The sequence below is a fragment of the Klebsiella ornithinolytica genome (assembly GCF_030505655.1).
Lineage (GTDB): Bacteria > Pseudomonadota > Gammaproteobacteria > Enterobacterales > Enterobacteriaceae > Klebsiella > Klebsiella ornithinolytica.
This window is the reverse complement of record NZ_CP130153.1, coordinates 4834143-4852904: the sequence shown is the minus strand read 5'-3', so window position 1 is coordinate 4852904 and position 18762 is coordinate 4834143. Positions and strand designations below refer to the sequence as shown.

Annotated in this window: 22 protein-coding genes; 8 read left to right on the top strand and 14 right to left on the bottom strand. The window is 58.8% G+C overall.

The genetic code is table 11. The features are described from left to right. From cutC to Q1L34_RS23015, 11 genes are all read right to left on the bottom strand, one after another. Positions 1-3393 carry a choline trimethylamine-lyase gene (cutC, locus tag Q1L34_RS23065; RefSeq protein ID WP_004857480.1) on the bottom strand — a complete coding sequence of 1131 codons (3393 nt, stop codon included), beginning with the start codon at positions 3391-3393 and terminating at the stop codon, positions 1-3. A 133-nt stretch (positions 3394-3526) separates the two neighbouring features. Continuing rightward, positions 3527-4708: a 1-propanol dehydrogenase PduQ gene (locus Q1L34_RS23060; RefSeq protein WP_004857481.1), complete on the bottom strand. Its 1182-nt coding sequence runs from the start codon at positions 4706-4708 to the stop codon at positions 3527-3529. 15 nt (positions 4709-4723) lie between these two features. Further along, entirely contained in the window at positions 4724-4981 is a 258-nt protein-coding gene (locus Q1L34_RS23055) for a EutN/CcmL family microcompartment protein (RefSeq protein WP_004857483.1), read from the bottom strand. 26 nt (positions 4982-5007) lie between these two features. Continuing rightward, entirely contained in the window at positions 5008-6618 is a 1611-nt protein-coding gene (locus tag Q1L34_RS23050) for an acetaldehyde dehydrogenase (acetylating) (protein ID WP_004857485.1), read from the bottom strand. Positions 6619-6671: 53 nt separating this feature from the next. After that, positions 6672-6950 carry a BMC domain-containing protein gene (locus Q1L34_RS23045; RefSeq protein WP_015585230.1) on the bottom strand — a complete coding sequence of 93 codons (279 nt, stop codon included), beginning with the start codon at positions 6948-6950 and terminating at the stop codon, positions 6672-6674. A gap of 14 nt (positions 6951-6964) precedes the next feature. Next, positions 6965-7249, bottom strand: a complete 285-nt coding sequence (locus Q1L34_RS23040) for a BMC domain-containing protein (RefSeq protein WP_004857488.1) — start codon at positions 7247-7249, stop codon at positions 6965-6967. A gap of 16 nt (positions 7250-7265) precedes the next feature. Continuing rightward, the gene (locus tag Q1L34_RS23035) at positions 7266-7544 is read right to left on the bottom strand and encodes a BMC domain-containing protein (RefSeq protein ID WP_010634659.1); all 279 of its coding nucleotides are present in this window, start codon (positions 7542-7544) and stop codon (positions 7266-7268) included. 406 nt (positions 7545-7950) lie between these two features. Next, positions 7951-8469 (bottom strand): FidL-like protein, encoded by a 519-nt coding sequence (locus Q1L34_RS23030; protein ID WP_015585229.1) that lies wholly within the window; start codon positions 8467-8469, stop codon positions 7951-7953. Then, a complete protein-coding gene (locus tag Q1L34_RS23025; RefSeq protein WP_104896991.1) occupies positions 8466-9278 on the bottom strand; it encodes a winged helix-turn-helix domain-containing protein in 813 nt (270 codons plus the stop codon). Before Q1L34_RS23025 ends, Q1L34_RS23030 begins: the two co-directional genes overlap by 4 nt. Positions 9279-9421: 143 nt before the next feature. Further along, on the bottom strand, positions 9422-10000 hold the full coding sequence (locus tag Q1L34_RS23020; RefSeq protein WP_004857495.1) for a TetR/AcrR family transcriptional regulator: 579 nt from the start codon (positions 9998-10000) through the stop codon (positions 9422-9424). 147 nt (positions 10001-10147) lie between these two features. Continuing rightward, entirely contained in the window at positions 10148-10930 is a 783-nt protein-coding gene (locus Q1L34_RS23015; RefSeq protein WP_327204298.1) for an NAD(P)H-dependent oxidoreductase, read from the bottom strand. Positions 10931-11017: 87 nt separating this feature from the next. Between Q1L34_RS23015 and Q1L34_RS23010 the strand changes: the two genes are divergently transcribed. From Q1L34_RS23010 to Q1L34_RS22995, 4 genes are all read left to right on the top strand, one after another. Then, entirely contained in the window at positions 11018-11926 is a 909-nt protein-coding gene (locus Q1L34_RS23010) for a LysR family transcriptional regulator (protein WP_048024653.1), read from the top strand. Beyond that, entirely contained in the window at positions 11920-12339 is a 420-nt protein-coding gene (locus tag Q1L34_RS23005) for a FosA family fosfomycin resistance glutathione transferase (protein ID WP_004857515.1), read from the top strand. Before Q1L34_RS23010 ends, Q1L34_RS23005 begins: the two co-directional genes overlap by 7 nt. A gap of 116 nt (positions 12340-12455) precedes the next feature. Next, the gene (locus Q1L34_RS23000; RefSeq protein ID WP_004857517.1) at positions 12456-12743 is read left to right on the top strand and encodes a BrnT family toxin; all 288 of its coding nucleotides are present in this window, start codon (positions 12456-12458) and stop codon (positions 12741-12743) included. Then, the gene (locus Q1L34_RS22995; protein WP_004857518.1) at positions 12730-13035 is read left to right on the top strand and encodes a BrnA antitoxin family protein; all 306 of its coding nucleotides are present in this window, start codon (positions 12730-12732) and stop codon (positions 13033-13035) included. The genes Q1L34_RS23000 and Q1L34_RS22995 overlap by 14 nt, the downstream gene beginning before the upstream one ends. Before the next feature lie 155 nt (positions 13036-13190). Here the strand turns inward: Q1L34_RS22995 and Q1L34_RS22990 are convergent, their stop codons facing one another. Beyond that, positions 13191-14603 carry an aminotransferase-like domain-containing protein gene (locus Q1L34_RS22990; RefSeq protein ID WP_015585221.1) on the bottom strand — a complete coding sequence of 471 codons (1413 nt, stop codon included), beginning with the start codon at positions 14601-14603 and terminating at the stop codon, positions 13191-13193. A gap of 177 nt (positions 14604-14780) precedes the next feature. Between Q1L34_RS22990 and Q1L34_RS22985 the strand changes: the two genes are divergently transcribed. From Q1L34_RS22985 to Q1L34_RS22970, 4 genes are all read left to right on the top strand, one after another. Continuing rightward, positions 14781-14945 carry a DUF1127 domain-containing protein gene (locus Q1L34_RS22985; RefSeq protein WP_004857521.1) on the top strand — a complete coding sequence of 55 codons (165 nt, stop codon included), beginning with the start codon at positions 14781-14783 and terminating at the stop codon, positions 14943-14945. 206 nt (positions 14946-15151) lie between these two features. Further along, positions 15152-15616 carry a MarR family winged helix-turn-helix transcriptional regulator gene (locus tag Q1L34_RS22980; RefSeq protein ID WP_004857523.1) on the top strand — a complete coding sequence of 155 codons (465 nt, stop codon included), beginning with the start codon at positions 15152-15154 and terminating at the stop codon, positions 15614-15616. 6 nt (positions 15617-15622) lie between these two features. Beyond that, entirely contained in the window at positions 15623-16690 is a 1068-nt protein-coding gene (locus Q1L34_RS22975; RefSeq protein WP_004857525.1) for an HlyD family secretion protein, read from the top strand. Next, positions 16680-17744 carry a DUF2955 domain-containing protein gene (locus Q1L34_RS22970; protein ID WP_004857527.1) on the top strand — a complete coding sequence of 355 codons (1065 nt, stop codon included), beginning with the start codon at positions 16680-16682 and terminating at the stop codon, positions 17742-17744. Before Q1L34_RS22975 ends, Q1L34_RS22970 begins: the two co-directional genes overlap by 11 nt. Here the strand turns inward: Q1L34_RS22970 and Q1L34_RS22965 are convergent. Beyond that, entirely contained in the window at positions 17741-17995 is a 255-nt protein-coding gene (locus Q1L34_RS22965) for a putative Se/S carrier protein (protein WP_004857528.1), read from the bottom strand. The two genes, Q1L34_RS22970 and Q1L34_RS22965, sit on opposite strands and share 4 nt — an antisense overlap. Next, a complete protein-coding gene (gene yjiL, locus Q1L34_RS22960) occupies positions 17992-18759 on the bottom strand; it encodes a putative 2-hydroxyacyl-CoA dehydratase activator YjiL (protein WP_099842715.1) in 768 nt (255 codons plus the stop codon). Before yjiL ends, Q1L34_RS22965 begins: the two co-directional genes overlap by 4 nt. Between the last annotated feature and the right edge of the window lie 3 nt (positions 18760-18762).

The following is an 18762-nucleotide window of genomic DNA, read 5'->3' as shown; positions in this document are numbered from 1 at the left end:
TCAGAACTTCTCAATCACCGTACGGCTGATGATTTCGTCCTGTACCTCTTTGCACAGCTCAACGAAGTAGGCGCTGTAGCCGGCGACGCGGACGATCAGGTCGCGATATTTTTCCGGCTCCTGCTGGGCTTTTTTCAGCACTTCGTTATCGACGTAGCTGAACTGCATCTGACCGTTGCCGAGAATCGATGCCGTGCGCAGCAGGGTAATCAGGCCATGGCGACCCTCAGGTGTGTCCAGCAACCCTTTGAGGAACTTGAAGTTATGCACCATGCCGATATTCATGGTCTCCACGTTCATCTTGCTGACTGACTTGATGATGGCGGTTGGACCCTGCTTATCCGCCCCCTGCGTCGGGCTGATACCATCGGAAAGCGGCATCCATGCCAGACGGCCGTTCGGCGTGGCGTTGGTCAGCTCGCCAATCGGCGTGTTGTTGGAGATAGAGAGGGTGCCGTGGCTCAGCGTGGAGTAGAGCATTTTGTACTTGCGGCACTCGCGCTCGGTCCACTCGGTAATATCCAGCGCGTACTGGTCAACGTAGTTATCGTCGTTACCGTATTTCGGCGCGTTCAGGCAGTCGCGGCGCAGGGCCTCAAAGCCTTCAAAGTTCGCCAGCATCGCATCGCGCATCTGTTCGAGGGTGTACTTCTTATCTTCGAACACCAGCTTACGAATCGCCGCCATCGAATCGACGTAGGTCGCCAGACCGGAGAAGATCAGCCCCGGGCCGTGGTTGATCATCGCGCCGCCGGCGGCGACGTCTTTGCCGCTCTCCATGCAGCCTTCCACCAGCAGCGACATCAGCGGTTTCGGCGCCACGTCGCGGTGCACGCGCTGGCTGATCACCGTGCCAATTGCCGACAGACGGACGATATGGGCAATCTGCTGTTTCACCGCCGCGTCAAACTCTTCGAAGGTGCGCAGCTCACGCAGGTCGCCGGTATCCAGCCCCTGATAGCTATCGAACAGCACCATCCGGCCGCGGTTTAAGACGAACTCGATGGCGATAGGCCACTGGGTGTAGCCGGTGGAGGTCCACTGATAGATGCGGCCGGATTTCTGCGGTTCGACGCAGCCCATCAGGCAGTAGTCGCGGGCATCTTCGAAATCGAAGCCCTTACGCAGCATCATCTTGATATGGGAGTCATCGAAGTGGCAGGCCGGGAAGCCCATCCCCGCCTTGACGACGTCGACGATTTTTTCCATGTACTTCTGCGGCGACTGGTTGTGAATACGGCAGGCCAACGACGGCTGGTAAACCTTCACAAAGCGCACGGCATCCATAATCAGATAAGTCAGGTCGTTACAGGCATCGCCGCCGGAGCGTTTCTGACCGCCAACGGTCAGGTTGATAAACGGCTGATAACCGGCGAAGTATTTCGCCCCCAGCTCGCTCGACATCCACATCAGCTCGGCGCATTTGATAATAAAAGCCTGCAGCAGCTCCAGCGCAGCTTCGTGAGTCAGGCGGCCTTCGCGAATATCGGCTTCAAACATCGGGTAGCAGTACTGGTCCACGCGGCCCAGCGACAGGCCGGTCTGGTTCTCTTCAATTTCAAACAGCGACTCCACGGTCCAGATACTTTGCAGCGCTTCCTGCAGAGTCTTCGGCGGGTTCGCCGGGACGTTCTGGTTCACTTCGGCAATGGTCAGCAGCTCGGCGCGACGCTGGGCGTTTTGCTCAATAGCGGCCAGCTCACGGGCGCGCGCGGCGATGCGATGCGCATAGTTAATCACCCCTTCGCAGGTTTCAATCGCCGCCTTGTAGTAGTAGATGCGGTCGATATCTTCCGGGTTTTCCATGCTCAGGCTGGCAAGATGCGCCTCCGCGTCGGCTTTAATGCCGTTCATCCCTTTGGTGAACAGCAGCACGTCATAGCCCGGGCAGGTATCGCCGCCGCCGTTGATCTGATGGTAGGAGAGGTCGCTGACGAAGGTTTCGCCGCTGAACGCCCACACGCCCGCTTCGCGGTACTGGGCTTCACAGATCTCATCCAGCGAGCGGCCTTCCCAGAACGGGACGATCTCTTCGCGGATGGTTTTCTTATCTTCTTCGCTGATCTCAAACGGATCCTGCGGTCGGGTGCTCATGGTATCGAGTTCGTCGCGCACCCAGCGCCAGGCGATATCCGGCGAGAAGGCCCCGGCGCGCGGCTTGCCGCACGGATGGCCGACGATCAGCTCATCGTCCTGAATCAGGATCGGCGCGGTTTCGCAGGCGTGACGGAAAGCTTTGGCGCGCAGCAGAATGGTCGGCATACCCGGATTTGCTTTCACCACCTCGGTAAAGGCCAGCGCGCGATAGATAGAGACGCTCGGGCGTACCGTCAGGTAGTGGTTGCGCAGGCGCTGCATGCGCGGAGTCAGCCCTTCTGCTGTTGTCGTTTCGCTACAGGCGGCAAACGGCGCGGCGGAGACCTTTTGTTCGCCGTGGAACAGACGCACCGGCAGATTGAGCGCGCTCAGATTCCGCTGTGCGCAGAGGAACAGCGCGGAAAGTTCGTTGATGATTGTGCTGGGGTCATCGAGGCTGGCGCCGTGGCGCAGGGCGTCGAACATCGGGTAGCCGTCGATAGCGCAGGCGGCGCGGACTTCGCTCAGCTGCGCCAGTTTGAACCACAGGCACTCAACGATTTCATAGGCCCGTTGCGGCGTCAGGGTGCCGTTGGCGATGTCGCGCTGATACCACGGCAGCAGAGCCTTATCGGCACCTTCCGGGTTTACCGCATAGCTGCCGTTGTCCAGCTGCAGCGCCAGCTGAAACAGATAAAATGCCTGGCAGGCCTCTTTGAAGTTACGTGCCGGGTGGGCCGGAACGTGATGCAGAATCGCCGCGCTCTCCAGCAGCTCGGCCTGGCGGTACGGGTTGCTTTCCGCCGCCGCGAGCGTTTCGGCGCTGGTGGCCAGATTCTGCGCCAGGGCGAGGAGGGCGTCGCAGGCGTAAATGGCGGCCCGGCAGCCGTTGACTTCATCCATACCGCTGCGGCTGACGGCGCTACCCAGGCTGCGGGTTTTCTCTTCCAGCTGGTGTTTAATCGCCAGCGCGCCTTTTTCAACAATCAGCCGGTAATCCGGGGAGTCCAGGTCGCTGCTGAGATTCAGGAAACGGAACGCCGACGGACGCTGCGCGGCGCTTTCATCGTGAAAAATTGCCCCGTGCGGTTTGCGGGTCTGGTCGCCGACAATGAGCTCATCGGGGCTGATGCACAGCGGCAGCTGGCGCATCAACTCATAGAAACGACGCGCCGGCTTGACGGCGGCGGGAATGCCCGCGATATCGCCATCAAGGGCGTTCAACGTGGCGGCATGCTCGGTGCACAGGGTGCTTTTATGTGAGAGTAAACGTTCAGCCAGCACGTGGACGCGCGGCGTTAAGCTGTAGTGTGCCATGTAGTATTCTCCAGATGTTCTGTTCCGCGGCTGATTAACAACCCGGCTGTGGATGCTGTGTCCGCCTGCTTGCCGGGGGGCGGCTGTCGCCTGACCCGGCCTACAAATCACTCAATGATCAACCGGTTATCTGTTACCCGCAGGCCCGCGCAAGCGGAGCGACGCCGGTCGATTCCAGGTGACCGGTCCACGCCCGGCGATAGAGTTCGCTTAAAGCGTGAGCGTCCGGCGTACGTGGGTTGGTCGGTGTACAGCTGTCGCGTAGCGCCTGGCCAACCATCTCCGCCAGGCGTTGCTCAAACTCAGCGCTGGAAATGCCGGTATCACTAATGCCGGCCGGCATCGTCATTTCGTCTTTTAATGTCTGAATCGCGACCAGTAAGCTGGCGACGCCCTGGCGGGTATTGGCCGCCGGCAGATCCAGCAGATGGGCTAAGCGCGCATATTTGCGCGCGGCATCGGTCGCGCACTGCCCGTGATAATCGGCGTTCCAGGCCACCACCTCGGCCATTAACAGCGCGTTCGCGCGGCCGTGGGGGACGCGAAAGACGCCGCCAAGCGCATGGGCCAGGCTGTGGGTGATACCCAGCGAAGCGTTGGTAAACGCCATGCCCGCCATACAGGAGGCGTTGTGCATCTTTTCGCGGGCCAGCAGGTTGTCGCCGCTGCGCCAGCAGGTGGGCAGATAGCGGAAAACCTGCTGCACCACTTTTTCCGCCAGCGCATCGGAAAAGTCGCTGGCGGCGCGGGAGACGTAGGCTTCCAGCGCGTGGCACAGGACGTCCATCCCGGTATCGGCGGTGATGGACGGCGGGACCGAGGCCACCAGCGCCGGGTCGAGAATGGCGATATCCGGCAGCAGCGTCGGATCCACCAGCACCAGTTTTTCAGCATGGGCCTTGACGACCGAAAAGGCGGTCACTTCTGAGCCGGTACCGCTGGTGGTCGGGATCGCCACGAAGCAGGGACGCTGGCGCCCGGCCTGCGGACGGGTCTGCGCAAGGGCGAAAATAACCGCTTTGGCCGCGTCAATGACCGACCCGCCGCCCAGCGCCACCACCAGATCCGGATAGCTGGCATCCATCAACTTCATCCCGCGTACGATGGTGGCGATATCCGGATCCGCCACCACGTCATCCCAGACCTGGAAAGCGATGCCGCGCTGGCGCCAGGGGCCAGTCACGCGATCGGCGAGGCCAAATTTGACCATCGCCTTGTCGGTCACCAGCAGGACGTTGCGGGCGGGGAGCTCGTCCAGAACCGCTAGCGCGTCCTGACCAAAGCGGATCCGGGGTTTCAGCAAAAATTCACTCATTGGGTTATTCACTCCTTAAGCGTCCCGAAACACGTTCTCGACAATGGCGACCACCGACATGGCTTTGTAGCGCTCGGCGTTGAGCGCGAAATACTCTTCAGCCAGGACGATGTCGTGCATGCCGGCGCCGACGCTATCGACGGCGACCCAGGTCTGGTCCTTCATGGGCTGCTGGTCATCGTCCAGTTTGACGATCAGCAGCAGGTTACTGCCGCGTAGCTCTGCGCATTTCTGCGTGGCGACGACATGTCCGACTACCTTTGCGAGAATCATTGTTTTTATCGCCTTATTTCAATGCATTACTGGCCTAAGCGCTCAAGCACCTGGCGGATGATGCGTTCCACGTTCTGCTCGTTGATCTCGCCTTCCGCTTCGACGGCGGCGGCGACAGCAAAGCGGTTATCAGCCCCTGTATCGCCGGCGGTAGCGACCGGGGTCGCGGCGCCTGGAGAGGTGAAGCGCACGTCGTCGAGAATGCTGCGCTGCGGGTTATCTGTCGGCGTGACGATGGTCGGCTGCGGTTCAGGGCGGCTGCCCGGGGCGCGCAGTTCATCGATGGAGCGTACGCCGTAGCCGACCCGGCGGATGTTGAGCAGGTTCATCGGTCCGACGTTATCGGAGCTGGAACCGCCGCCAACTGCGCCGCAGCCGAGCGTCAGCGCCGGCGTGATATTGGTGGTGGCACCGATGCCTCCCAGCGCCGCCGGGGTGTTAATCAAAATGCGGTTAACCGGTTTTTCGAGGCAGAACTGGCGAATCACATCCTGATTGCGGGTATGGATAACCAGCGTATGGCCGAGGCCTTCGTTGGTCAGCAGTTCCATCACCCGGTGGCAGGCCGCTTTCCAGTCCTCTTCCACGTACAGGCCGAGAATGGGACACAGTTTTTCGCGGGAGTAAGGGTTCTGGTGAGAGACGGTGGTCTGTTCGGCGATCAGCACTTTGGTGCTGGCCGGAACGCTGAAACCGGCAAGCTGGCTGAGATACAGCGCGGTTTTACCCACCACTTTCGGATTGATGGTGCCGTTCGGGCGCAGAAGCAGAGCCGCCATTTTGGCCGCTTCACCTTCATTCATGAAGTAGGCGCCCTGGGCTTCGAGTTCACGATGCACATCGTTATAAATGCAGCGTTCGACGATGATTGACTGCTCGGAGGCGCAGATCACGCCATTATCGAAGGTTTTGCTGGTGATAATATCTTTCACCGCGTGATGAATATCGGCGCTGCGCTCGATAAAGGCCGGTCCGTTTCCCGGGCCGCCGCTAATGGTCGGGGTGCCGGAAGCGTAGGCCGCGCGAACCATGCCTTCGCCGCCGGTCGCCAGAATCAGCGAGACGTCTTTGCTGTGCATCAGTTCTGAAGTGGCTTCGAGGGTCAGTTGGCTAATGGCGTCAACGCTGCCTGCCGGTGCGCCTGCGGCTTCGGCGGCGCGCTTGACGATCTCGATCGCCTTCCAGCTACACTGACGTGCGCCAGGATGTGGGGAGAAGATAATCGCGTTGCCGGCTTTCAGGGCAATCAGCGTTTTGTAGATCACGGTAGAGGTTGGGTTTGTTGACGGGACCAGCGCACAAATCACGCCCAGCGGCACGCCCACGTCCATCACTTTTTTTAGCGGATCGTCATGAATGATGCCGACGGTCTTCATATCTTTGATGGCGTCGTAAACGCGCAGCGAAGCGAAACGGTTCTTCAGCACTTTATCCTGCCAGTTGCCAAATCCGGTCTCTTCCGCAGCCATTTTCGCCAGCGCTTCGGCGTGGTGCGCGGCTTCCTGGGCCACGTTTTTCACGATGGCGTCGATTTGTTGCTGCGAAAAGGTGGCCAGAATCGCCTGAGCCTTTTTGGCGCTGCGCACCAGTTCCCGCGCGTTCTGGCGGGACTGCAAATCGTTATCCAGTTCAATCATGAGTCTATCCTTCATCAGACTAAAAGAGTGGAGACGGGGCGCGCCCTGTCAGGTCATGCTTTATGCTGCGACGCGATTTTTTCGATATCGTTATGCGGACGCGCAATGACGCGAGAGGTGACCACTTCACCGATGCGTTTTGCCGCCTCCACGCCGGAGTCAACGGCCGCATTGACCGCACCGACGTCGCCTTTTACCATCGCGGTGACCAGCCCGGAGCCGACGTTTTCATAGCCAATCAGCTCGACGTTGGCGGCTTTACACATCGCATCGGCGGCTTCAATACAGGCCACCAGACCTTTGGTTTCGATCAGACCAAGCGCTTCTTTCATCATGTTGTCTCCCGTTATTCCGTCACTTTGTAATGTGCGACGATCTTGTTGATGTCGTTATGCGGACGGGCGATAACCAGCGAGGTCACCACTTCCCCAATGCGTTGTGCCGATTCCACGCCGGAATCCACCGCCGCTTTCACCGCGCCGACGTCGCCTTTCACCATCGCGGTGACCAGGCCGGAACCGACGTTTTCATAGCCGATCAGCTCGACGTTGGCGGCTTTACACATCGCATCCGCCGCTTCGATACAAGCCACCAGACCTTTGGTTTCAATCAGACCTAATGCATCACCCATTTGCGTTCTCCTGGCCTTAAGCCTTGTGTTTAATGACGATTTTGTTGATGTCGTTATGCGGACGTGCAATCACCAGCGAGGTCACCACTTCTCCGATGCGCTGCGCCGATTCCACGCCGGAATCCACCGCTGCTTTCACCGCGCCGACATCGCCTTTCACCATGACGGTGACCAGGCCGGAGCCGATGTTTTCATAGCTAATCAGCTCGACGTTGGCGGATTTGCACATGGCATCCGCTGCTTCAATGCAGGCCACCAGGCCTTTGGTTTCAATAAGCCCCAATGCATCACCCATTGTGATCTCCTCCAGAACAGGTTTTGTGATTCGGGAAAACCGTCCGCGTAACGGCGTCAACACGCGGCAGCGGCGTTCGACGTCCACTATAGGGAAATGAAGATGGAGTGAAATTTAAATCCGTTAAATGTTTGTTTTTAGGTTTTTACTCTGTGATTTAGCCTTTTGTTGCCGCTTATTTATCTGTTTGTGCTGATGTGACGTAAGGGATTTGGCGTTACCTCGCGCGGTTTTTTGCGCATTGAGACGCGCCGCGGGGAATGTTAACGGGGTGCTAATTTATTGCGGACGCGGGGTAATATATCCCTCGTTTAAATGTGGGTATGGTCATGTTTTTTAGCGCCAGATAAATGCAAAAAGTGCGCTTTCGCGGCGAGGGCGATACCGGGAAAGCAGGGGAGGGAGATTAATCGAACTGACTGCCGGATTTCAGGGTGCAGACATAGAGCGGGGAGTTAATGGAGCTCAGCAGAATTGCTTTCTCGTTGAGCTTCTGGGCGTTGAGAAACAGGCCATCATGGCTGTCGGACATTTCTCGCATAAAGTAGGCAAAGATAACGTCCGGTGACTCATCGATTGACGAGGCGCTGGATTCCCACTTGCTGATGCGGTAGTGGCGTTCGGTCGATGAGATGCGTTGGCTGGTCCAGTTAAACTTGACGTAGCGCTGCAGATAGAGCCAGCCGGCCGCGGAGTCGGTATAGCCCTCGACGACCATCGAGCCCTTGCCGTTGGCGGCAAAATTAAAATGAATATTGCCGTTGACGTTCTCCTTCTCCATGTTCTCAAAACGCATGATGGCTTTGGTCGAGCAGCTCATCACCCCGTCTTTTTCAACGGGCAGCAGTTTCCAGGCGCTGACCCCGGCCGCGACGATAAATACCAGCGTAGAGAGGGCGAAAAAGGGGCGAGGAGCGAGTCTCATTGCGGCTTCCAGGAGTAGTAGAAATAGTTATCGCAGTAGCTGAACGGGTTGTCTTCATGCATGGCGCAGTGGGCGAGGAACACCCGGCCCAGCCCGTTGGTTTCCAGCCTGTCGCCATAGAAGAAGACGAAGCGCTCGCCGGGTTTGCACTCCAGCTTCAGCCGCTGGCGTACCTCATCAAAATTCCTGGCGTAGGCGGTGGCGGAGACCGAACGCAGCATCTCGTCACTGGCCAGCAGTTCGCACTGGCTGTGGGTCATCTGCGTCAGGGTGATGGGACGGGATTCGCCGCCGCCGACGAAAGCAAACGCCAGCAACAGCAGCGCGATGGCCAGCAGACTGGCGCCGGCCATATACCAGCAGGTGCCTCGCGCATGCCGGGAGGGGGCGGGATCTTCCTCGGTGCGGGTGAAGGGGGCCCCGGACTCCTGCATCGGCGCGACTTCCGCCGCGGGCTCAGACGGCGCCTCCGCTATGTCGTCAATAATGGCGATGGTTAATTCGGGGTTGAGCTGCAGCATACCGCGCGACACCGTGACGATGATGTTCTCAATGTCGTAATGACGGAAGGTTTTGCGCAGCATGCTCAGATACTGGTTGAGGTTGCTGTTGGATGACGTTAATCCGTTGTCATCCCACACTTTTTTTAGTACCTCATCGCGGCTGATAACATCGGTATGGCGCAGGAAATAGTAGAGCAGCGCGCTGGCAGTGATAGACAGCTGGCTGTCAGGTTCGGTGCTTCCCGGTAGGGTGAGTGTGCCGTCCGTTGCATCATAAATGAGACGGGCATTGATGTTGTAGCGCATCGCGGCCTCAATCTAAGAGCCTACATGAGGCTATTTTATTTGTCAGTCTGGTCCAGGGAGCGTCTACGTATTTCACGTATGCCCGGGTGCTCCAGACGGCCTGCAACCATCCATAACGCCTGACGGGGCAGGCTTTTCCGGCATCACGCCGGCAGCGTCATCCGCGTCAGATCGCGCACCAGCGATCGGCGGTGGTCGGCGCCCATGGTGCGTCCCTCCGTCAGTTCCGACAGCCAGATACCGTCCGCCGCATAGCGCACCAGGGTGCCGGTATGGCTATTATCCAGCGCATCACCCTGTGCCAGATGCCCCAGCATCCAGTCTCGCCAGCATTTTCTCAGCACCGGCTCATCCGGCATCGCCAGGGACAACACCATCAGCTGCCGGCTTTCGTGGGTATCCGTCAGGTCAGAGAGATAGTGCAGGTAGGCGCGGGTAAAACGGCCATAAGAGACATTATCGGCCGCCATCAGCCCCGAGATGGCCTCTTCCATAATGGCCAGCAGACGGGCGAACAGCGCAAAAATGAGCGCCTGCTTGTTGGGGAAATGGTGCAGCAACCCGCCTTTACTGACGCCTGCTTCACGCGCGACGGCATTCAGCGAGAGCGACGCGATGCCATCCCGGCCGGCAATCATTGCCGCCGACTCCAGCAGCTGCTGATGCAGGCGTGCAGGATCTTTTTTTCGGTGCTGGGCTTCCATATTCATGGCCCGAATCATACCGACCAGACGGTATGATTATTTTTGATAGCGATCAAGATGCGGGGCGGTGTCGCGCAGTGAATTGTCGTTATTGCGCGGGGGGTCACAATTCGTCATATGAATTCCGGTGGTATCTGCGGCATCTCAGCGACCACCGGAAAGGCATTACTTTGTCGTCTGATGCAGCGCAAACCCGCGTTCGCCAGGCGCCAAATCCGGGTGCAGCATCAGGGACGGGATCAGATAGTCGCCGTGATTTTGCCGGCGGAAGGGAATTGGCGCAGTGCTCGCCAGCGTATCCAGCCGTTGCCCGAGCTCACGGCACTGCTGCGCAAAGCGCTGTTCGTCCGTTTTCTCGGTGCGGTAGAATACCAGCGGCGGCAGCACCTCGAAGCCGGGATAAAACAGCATCCCGTGCTGGATCGGAAACAGGATATCGTTAATCGGCCCGTTAATGCCGCGCGGGGCGTAGTGCTCCTCCCAGCCGCCGGTGGTGACAACCAGCATCGCTCGTTTGCCCGCCAGGGTGCCTTCGCCATAGCGGTCGCCCCAGTGGCGGTCGCTGTGCTCGCCGAGGCCGTAGGCGAAACCGTAGGCGTAAACCCGGTCGATCCAGCCTTTCATAATGGCGGGCATCGAGAACCACCACAGCGGGAACTGGAAAATCACCGTATCCGCCCACAGCAACTTCTCCTGCTCGGCAACGATATCCGCGCTTTGGGTGCCCTGTTCAAAAGCCTGCTTTGAATCGAGCGTCGAGCGCCAGAACTCGCCGACCAGCGGGGCGCTGCTGTCGTCGGCATCAAAACCTGCTTTCCAGCGCATGGCGTAGAGATCGGAAACCTGCACCTCATGACCGGCATTTTGTAGATGCCGGACGGCAAAATCTTTTAGCGCGCCGTTCAACGAGCGCGGTTCCGGATGGGCGTAAATCAGCAGTACTTTCATGGAAATCACCTCTGAGTCATGGAGAGCTGCAGAGTAAGCGGCTGGCCGCTATAGTAGAAATTAATTGCTTAAATCTCAGGTATAGCCGTGATTAATTTACATCGTCTGGATCTCAACCTGCTGCGCACCCTCGACGTGTTGCTGAGTGAGCATAACGTTACGCGAGCGGCGCAGCGGCTCAACCTGTCGCAGCCGTCGGTCAGCATCCAGCTGGCGCGCCTGCGGGACATTTTTGCCGACCCGCTGCTGCTGCCCGGGCCGCGCGGGATGCTGCCGACCGCCCGCGCCGATGAACTGCGCGGACCGCTGCGCGATGCGCTCACCGCGCTCGAACTGGCGGTGGCGCCTGCCAGCCATTTTGATCCGGCGACGGCGGCGCAGACCTGGCGGGTGGCCGCCACGGATTATATGGCCTCGGCGATTTTGCTCCCGGCGCTGCACACGCTGCGTCGGGCTTCCCCGGGCAGCCGCCTGGCGGTCTTTGAGCTGCAGCCCTCGCGGTTGGTGTCGCAGGCAGAGCGTGACGAAGTGGATCTGTTTTTCCATACCCGGGATGGCGCACCGGCGGAGCTGCATCAGCGGCTGCTGTTCAGCGAGCGCTACGTGCTGGCGGGCAGAGCGGGGCATCCGGCGCTGCGGGCGCCGTTGAGCCTGGCGCAGTTTTGCCAGCTGGATCAGGTTATTGTCTCCCCTGACGGCGGCGGTTTCAGCGCCGCAACCGATACTGCGCTGGCCAACCTTGGGCTTTCGCGGCGGGTTGTCCTTTCGGTGCCACATTTCCTGTTTATGCTGGAGACGCTGCGCAATAGCGATCTGGTGGCGGTGGTACCGGAACGGCTGGCGCGTGGGGTAAGTGGCCTGATGGTCGTCGAGCCGCCGCTGGCGGTGGCCGGGTTTGATATGCTGATGCTGTGGCACGAGCGCTGGCATCGCGACCCGGCCCACCAATGGCTGCGTCAGCAAATCGTGATGTCATTGGAGGATAAGTCATGTTAAGCGGATTGAATCATCTGACCCTGGCGGTCAGCAGCCTGGCGCCGAGCGTGGCGTTTTATCACCAGCTGCTGGGGATGACGCTGCACGCGCGCTGGGACGGCGGGGCCTATCTCTCCTGCGGCGATCTGTGGCTGTGCCTGTCGCTGGATCCGCAGCGGCGCGTCACTCCGCCGGAAGAGAGCGACTATACCCACTACGCCTTTAGCGTCGCCGAAGCCGACTTCGCCGGGTTCAGCGCGCGGCTGGAAACGGCCGGGGTGGCGGTGTGGAAGGTGAACCGCAGCGAAGGGGCGTCGTATTATTTCCTCGACCCGGACGGCCACAAGCTGGAGCTGCACGTCGGCAGCCTCGCCCTGCGCCTGGCGGCATGTCGCGAGCAGCCGTATAAGGGGATGGTGTTTTATGACGAGTGAATGGGCATAACCTTTACAAATTAGCCTCTGGAAATGTGAGGTTTTTTCCAACATTGATAGTATACTTGCCTGATAATTGTCTATACTTTTTTGTATATACAATCGGGATGAATGCTATGCCAATGGAGTTTGAATGGGATGCAAACAAGGCAGCAAGCAATCTAAGAAAACATGGGATTCGGTTCGAGGAGGCGGTACTGGTTTTTGACGATCCGCAGCACCTTTCCCGCCAGGATCGTTATGAAAACGGTGAGTATCGATGGCAAACCATCGGCCTCGTTCATGGAATTATCGTTATTCTTGTGGCGCATTCGGTCCGTTTTGAAAGCGGGGCTGAGGTGATTCGTATCATCAGCGCCCGGAAGGCGGACAAAAAAGAGAGGAGTCGTTATGAGCATGGTTAAACATAAACGCGATAACCCGACAGCGCTTACCGCTCAGCGTGAAGACGAACTCAAAGCGCTGGCGAAAAAATCAGATGATGACATTGATTACAGCGATATCCCCTCTTCGGACGATGAGCCGTGGTCAGAGGCGGTTCGTGGTAAATTTTATCGGCCATTAAAAACGCAGGCCTCTGTGCGCATCGATGCAGATGTGATGGAGTGGCTTAAACGCCCGGGAAAAGGCTATCAAACGCGGCTGAATGCGATTTTAAGAGAAGCGATGATTCGCGAGCAGAATAAGAAATCGTAGCTGTTCCCGGCGTGCGGCGCGCGATAGAGGTTGTCCCGCTGGTGCTTTGCTTGCCGCGTCTTGTTGGAGCGACGAGTCCGCAGGCGGCCGGGAACCCGCAGCCCCGGTCAGCGCAGCGCCGCCGGAGGACAAGCCGGTTCTCTACGGTGAAAAACTCACTCCATCGCCACCTTCACCGCCTCCCCCAGCTTCACCATCACCTCCCGGTGCTTATCGATCGGCGGCAGGGCGCAGTTGATCCTTAAACAGTTGCGGTATTTCCCGGACGCCGAGAACAGCGAGCCCGGCGCGACCTGGATTTTCAGGCGGCACAGCTGCTTCGCGACGCAGACCATATCGACGTGCTCGGGGAGCTCAACCCACAGCATATAGCCGCCCTTCGGCCGGGTAACGCAGATGCCGCAGGGGAAGTATTCCCGCAGCCAGCAGGTGTAGATCTCCATATTGCGCTGGTAGATCTGCCGCATCCGCCGCACGTGGCGATGGTAGTGGCCTTCGCGGATGAAGTTACAGGCGGCCAGCTGGGTTGAAGGAACGTTGGTCCCGCTGGCGGCGTATTTCATCTGCAGCAGACGATCGTAGTAGCGGCCTGGCGCGATCCAGCCGATGCGCAGGCCCGGCGCGATAGTTTTGGTAAACGAGCTGCAGAGCATCACCCGGCCGTCGATATCCCACGAGTGAATGGTGCGCGGACGCGGGTAGTCGGTGGCCAGCTCGCCGTAAATATCATCTTCGAAAATGACAATATCGTGACGCTGGGCGAGGGTCAGCACCGCGCGCTTGCGGGCATCCGGCATGATAAAACCCTGCGGGTTATTGCAGTTCGGCACCAGGATAACGCCTTTGATCGGCCACTGCTCCAGCGCCAGCTCCAGCGCTTCGATACTGATCCCGCTGTCCGGATCGGTAGGGATCTCAATGGCTTTGATCCCCAGACCGCGCAGCAGCTGCATAGTGCCGTAATAGGACGGAGATTCGACGGCAACGATATCGCCGGGCTGGCACACCGACAGCAGGGCCAGCGACAGGGCGCTATGGCAGCCGCTGGTGATCACTAAATCATCGGCGGTCACCACGGAACCGCCGTCGAGCATCAGGCGGGCAATTTGTTCACGCAGTTCGCGGCGCCCGGCCAGCTCGTCGTAGTTCAGCACCTCGCTGAGGTTATGCTGAATCACCCGGCTAAGCTCACGCCACAACGGTTTCAGGCTGGGCTGAGTGACGTCCGGCGAGCCGCCGCCGAAGGGGATGATGGTTTTATCATTGCGCGCGTCGAGCATGGTCAGCACCTGATCCCACTGGGTGATCTCCACCGGGCGCTGAACCGGGCGCGACATCGGCGGTACCGGCGGCTGGGCTTTACGCGGGGCGACAAAATAGCCGGAACGCGGCTGCGGGGTGATCAGCCGCTGCTGTTCCAGCGTCTGGTAGGCCTGCTGGACGGTACTGATGCTGACACCGTGCTCCTGACTCAGGCTGCGTACCGACGGCAGTTTTTCGCCGTCGCGATACAGCCCTTGCTCAATACGTTCTGCCAGCAGACTGGCCAGATGTTGGTAACGCGTCATGCTGTATCCTTTATTGCCGCCATACAGATAGATAAACCAGTACAGATGGATGAAAAAAAAGCCACGCAGATACCGTTTTAATCAATCTGTATGTTAAAGAAAAGTATTTTGTGCATCTGTATTGTTGGGCTTCAGATCCGCGAAGATAAAGCCTCTGGCAAGGCGAGGAGGTAGAGGATGGAATTTCACGAGAACCGGGCAAAACAGCCGTTTATCGGCTTCGTATTACTGGGCCGAATGATAAGAAAATGGTGGTTACGGCAGCAAACGCGACGGATTTTGCAGCGAATGAGCGATGAACAGCTCAAGGATGTCGGGCTGAGGCGAGATCAGCTCAATTAAAAAATGCGCTTTTCCCCGGATGACGGCGTAAACGTGCTATCCGGGCGACCAATTCATAGCCCCGGTAAGCGGTAACGCGACCGGGGAAATGTCCGCCAGGGTTATTACATTCACAATATTTATCAATTAATGCTTCTGCGTCCACCGTTTCTTGATACTTATCCTGATAAGTATTATTTTCTTCTCAGCTAACTGAGGAAAGAAACATGACCGAAGACGAACTGTTCGCCCGCCGCCCGATGGGAATGCGGATGGCGATGGTGGTACGCCAGTGGCGCGCGACTATTGACTCTGCTATCACCGATACCGGCCTGACCCAGTCAAGCTGGACGGTGCTGATGCAGCTGCATCAGCTGGGGGATAACGTCTCGGTCAGCGAACTGGCGGAGGTGCAGGGTATTGAACTGCCGCCGCTGATGCGCACCCTCACGCAGCTGGAAAACCAGGGCTATCTGGTGCGTTCCACATCGCCATATGACAAACGCATACGCCTGCTGACGCTGACGGCGGAAGGCCGGTCGATACTGGAAGAACTGAATCGTGTGATTGAGACCTATCAATCCCGCGTCACCCGGACCATTCCTGCGGCGGATCTCGCCACCTTCAGCGCCACCTTAAATCACATCGCCTGCAATTTGCGGACAATCCGCGAAGAAGATAACAAGATCTAAAAAACTATGATGACCCCTGAACAAAAATTTGCCCGCTGGGTAAGGGTAAGTATTGTCGCGTTCCTGACGATATTCGCCTGGTTTATCGTTGCCGATATCTGGATCCCGCTGACGCCGGACTCGACCGTCATGCGGGTCGTGACGCCCGTTTCACCGCGTGTCTCCGGCTATGTGTCGCAGGTCTATGTGCACAACAATAGCCAGGTGAAGAAAGGGGATCTGCTCTATGAGCTGGATCCGACGCCGTTTATCAACAAAGTCCAGGCCGCGCAGATCGCCTATGAGCAAGCAAAACTGAGCAATCAGCAGCTTGATGCCCAGCTTGCCGCCGCACGCGCCAACCTGCGCACCGCGCAGTTCACCGCCCGCAACGATAAAGTGACTCTGGATCGCTATCAGCGGCTGAGCACCATGCAGAACGTTTCGCAATCGGATCTCGATAAGGTGCGCACAACCTGGCAGACCAGTGAACAGTCGGTCAGCGCGCTGAATGCCAGCATCCAGAATCTGCTGATCCAGCGCGGAGAGCGCGACGATAACCGTAACGTGACGCTGCAAAAATACCGCAACGCGCTGGAAGAGGCGCAGCTCAACCTTGGCTGGAGCAAAGTCTATGCCGAAACGGACGGAATGGTGAGCAACCTGCAGCTCAATCCGGGTCTGTATGCTACCGCCGCCACGCCGCTGCTGGCGCTGGTCAGCAACCATACCGATATCGTCGCTGATTTTCGTGAGAAGAGCCTGCGCCACACCGGGGTGAATACCGACGCTGCGGTGGTTTTCGATGCGCTGCCGGGGAGAGTATTTCCGGCGCACGTGACCAGCAGCGACGCCGGGATTTTAGCCGGCCAGGAAGAGGTTAACGGCCAGCTGTCGCAGCCGGAGCAGTCCACCCGCTGGGTGCGCGATGCCCAGCGGATGCGGATCCACGTCGCGCTTGATGAACCGCTGGACAAACCGCTGCCGACCGGCGCCCGTGCCACGGTTCAGCTCTATAACAGCGAGGGTCCGTTTGCCCGCACCTTTGCCGGCCTGCAGATCCATCTGGTGAGCCTGCTGCACTATGTCTATTAATACGCTGGCTCGCGTTTTCACCCCGCACGGTAATATCGTTTACACGGCGAATGACTTTCGTCAGACGCTGCGGATCGCCTTTGCCGGGATGATAGCGCTGAGTATCTCGACCTTCTACGATGTGCAGTACGGCGTCTTCTTTGTAGTCTATCCGCTGATGCTGCTGTCGCTGGTGCCGGTTTTTAATCGTCACGTCGCCAGGCAGTTTATCTTTAGTGCGGCAGTAAACTGCGTTGAAATGGTATTGATCGTCGGCTATCTGTCGCAATGGCCGATTGTGATGACGCTGGTGGTTTTTGGCCTCTACGTGATGCGTTTTCGCTTCATGAGTCAGGGACCGCTGTTTCTGCTGGGATCGATGGGGGTGGTCTGTCAGAGCACGATGCTCAACTTTATGAGCTACCCCACCAGCAACTGGCACACGCTGCTGTTCTCTAATATGGAAGCCTGCGTGATGGCGGTGGCGCTCAGCGCGTTAATGAATTACCTGATTCCGGACGTCGAACCGCGTAAGCCGCCGCCGCGAATCGAGAAAGACGCCGCCAGGGTGCGGCATGAATCGCTGCTCTCCGGCACCGTTGCCACCCTGATTTTCGTGGTCTTCCAGATCTGCGATCTCAGCGATTCCCTTTCGGCGCTGATGGCGGGGATCCTGATCCTGTTCCCGATGCACTACCGCGGCGCGGTGATAAGCTCGGTGTGGCGCGTCGCGGGGGTGGTGCTGTCCTGCCTGTATATTCTGGTGGTGCAGCTGCTTATCTACGATTTCAGCAATCATATGGTATTGATGATGCCGTTGATTGGCCTGGGTCTGGCCTTTAGCGCTCGCCTGCACGTGATGGAAAAGGTAGGCGCCGGGGTGGGTTTCGCCAGCATCACCACCATCGGGATCATGTTCGGCCAGAACCTGCATCCGGACCAGGATCTGATCTTCAGCGATCTGTACCGGATTACCTCGGTGACCACCTCGCTTATCGTCACGCTGACGCTGGTTTTCCTCGTGCACCGGATTCTGAACTGTTTTGCGCCGACGCGGTTCGTGATTACCGATTAATCCTTCTGCGGGAAGCTGGCGATGCACTGCCACGCTTCCCCACTCTGCTGATACAGCGCCGCCGTATGCCCCGCGATTATCCAGCTTCGCGCCGCGTCTTCCGTTCCCTCAATCAACACGCACAGACCGCAGCCGCTGCGCAGCTGGCGCGGAATATCTTTGATTTGAAAGGCAACCCCGGCGGCCTGCAGCGCCTTGCGGGTCTGTACCACGCCAACGGTTGAATGAAACAGATACAGCCAACTGCTCATTCGCGCCTCCGTAGACGCTGGCCGATTAGCGCCGCGCCGAGCGCCCCGGCGAACTGGGCGTCGGGATGGGTGGCGACCGGCATACCGACATGCGTCTCCAGCATGCGGGCGAAGGCGGCGCAGTGGCTGACGCCGCCGGTAAACAGCAATGGCCCCTGCGCGGACAAGCGGCCGATAAAGTTTGCGCTGCGCCGGGCCATGGCGTTGATCACCCCGGCCAGAATCGCCTCCGGCGCGACTCCGGCTGAACGCAGGCTGATAACTTCCGATTCGGCGAATACCGTGCACATGCTGGTGATGGCGTGCGCTTCAACGCCTTCGGTAATGGCGTCCAGCTGCTCGACGCTGGTGCCGAGGGTTCGCGAAATCACCTCCAGAAAGCGACCGGTGCCGGCCGCGCATTTGTCATTCATCAGAAAGTCGCTGAGGTTGCCCTGCGCATCCAGCTGGATGACTTTGCTGTCCTGGCCGCCGATATCAATAACCGTGCGGGTTTCCGGCGCCAGCAGACGTGCGCCGAGCCCGTGACAGGAAATCTCCGTCACCTGTTTATCGGCAAAATCGACCAGTTGGCGACCATAGCCGGTGAGGGTTAAAAAAGGGGGTTCCGCGAGGCCCGCGCACAGGGTCTCCCAGGCGTCGTTGATGGCGTCGGCGGGGCGAAAAGGGGTCGGGCAGAGGAAACGGCGCGTAATGACGCCGTCTGCCAGCAGGATGCCTTTTGTCGCGGTGGAACCAGAGTCAATACCTACCGTGTAGATCACGCG

What these genes read in the sequence shown, in the direction of transcription:
- Q1L34_RS22990 (WP_015585221.1), bottom strand. Translation starts at nt 14,603, where the DNA reads ATGACGCGTTACCAACATCTGGCCAGTCTGCTGGCAGAACGTATTGAG.
- Q1L34_RS23050 (WP_004857485.1), bottom strand. Translation starts at nt 6,618, where the DNA reads ATGATTGAACTGGATAACGATTTGCAGTCCCGCCAGAACGCGCGGGAA.
- Q1L34_RS23005 (WP_004857515.1), top strand. Translation starts at nt 11,920, where the DNA reads ATGTTAAGCGGATTGAATCATCTGACCCTGGCGGTCAGCAGCCTGGCG.
- Q1L34_RS22965 (WP_004857528.1), bottom strand. Translation starts at nt 17,995, where the DNA reads ATGAGCAGTTGGCTGTATCTGTTTCATTCAACCGTTGGCGTGGTACAG.
- Q1L34_RS23060 (WP_004857481.1), bottom strand. Translation starts at nt 4,708, where the DNA reads ATGAGTGAATTTTTGCTGAAACCCCGGATCCGCTTTGGTCAGGACGCG.
- Q1L34_RS23055 (WP_004857483.1), bottom strand. Translation starts at nt 4,981, where the DNA reads ATGATTCTCGCAAAGGTAGTCGGACATGTCGTCGCCACGCAGAAATGC.
- Q1L34_RS23020 (WP_004857495.1), bottom strand. Translation starts at nt 10,000, where the DNA reads ATGATTCGGGCCATGAATATGGAAGCCCAGCACCGAAAAAAAGATCCT.
- Q1L34_RS23015 (WP_327204298.1), bottom strand. Translation starts at nt 10,930, where the DNA reads ATGAAAGTACTGCTGATTTACGCCCATCCGGAACCGCGCTCGTTGAAC.
- Q1L34_RS23030 (WP_015585229.1), bottom strand. Translation starts at nt 8,469, where the DNA reads ATGAGACTCGCTCCTCGCCCCTTTTTCGCCCTCTCTACGCTGGTATTT.
- Q1L34_RS23040 (WP_004857488.1), bottom strand. Translation starts at nt 7,249, where the DNA reads ATGGGTGATGCATTAGGTCTGATTGAAACCAAAGGTCTGGTGGCTTGT.
- Q1L34_RS22995 (WP_004857518.1), top strand. Translation starts at nt 12,730, where the DNA reads ATGAGCATGGTTAAACATAAACGCGATAACCCGACAGCGCTTACCGCT.
- Q1L34_RS23035 (WP_010634659.1), bottom strand. Translation starts at nt 7,544, where the DNA reads ATGGGTGATGCATTGGGGCTTATTGAAACCAAAGGCCTGGTGGCCTGC.
- Q1L34_RS22975 (WP_004857525.1), top strand. Translation starts at nt 15,623, where the DNA reads ATGATGACCCCTGAACAAAAATTTGCCCGCTGGGTAAGGGTAAGTATT.
- Q1L34_RS23045 (WP_015585230.1), bottom strand. Translation starts at nt 6,950, where the DNA reads ATGAAAGAAGCGCTTGGTCTGATCGAAACCAAAGGTCTGGTGGCCTGT.
- Q1L34_RS23000 (WP_004857517.1), top strand. Translation starts at nt 12,456, where the DNA reads ATGCCAATGGAGTTTGAATGGGATGCAAACAAGGCAGCAAGCAATCTA.
- Q1L34_RS22970 (WP_004857527.1), top strand. Translation starts at nt 16,680, where the DNA reads ATGTCTATTAATACGCTGGCTCGCGTTTTCACCCCGCACGGTAATATC.
- Q1L34_RS23025 (WP_104896991.1), bottom strand. Translation starts at nt 9,278, where the DNA reads ATGCGCTACAACATCAATGCCCGTCTCATTTATGATGCAACGGACGGC.
- Q1L34_RS22985 (WP_004857521.1), top strand. Translation starts at nt 14,781, where the DNA reads ATGGAATTTCACGAGAACCGGGCAAAACAGCCGTTTATCGGCTTCGTA.
- cutC (WP_004857480.1), bottom strand. Translation starts at nt 3,393, where the DNA reads ATGGCACACTACAGCTTAACGCCGCGCGTCCACGTGCTGGCTGAACGT.
- Q1L34_RS22980 (WP_004857523.1), top strand. Translation starts at nt 15,152, where the DNA reads ATGACCGAAGACGAACTGTTCGCCCGCCGCCCGATGGGAATGCGGATG.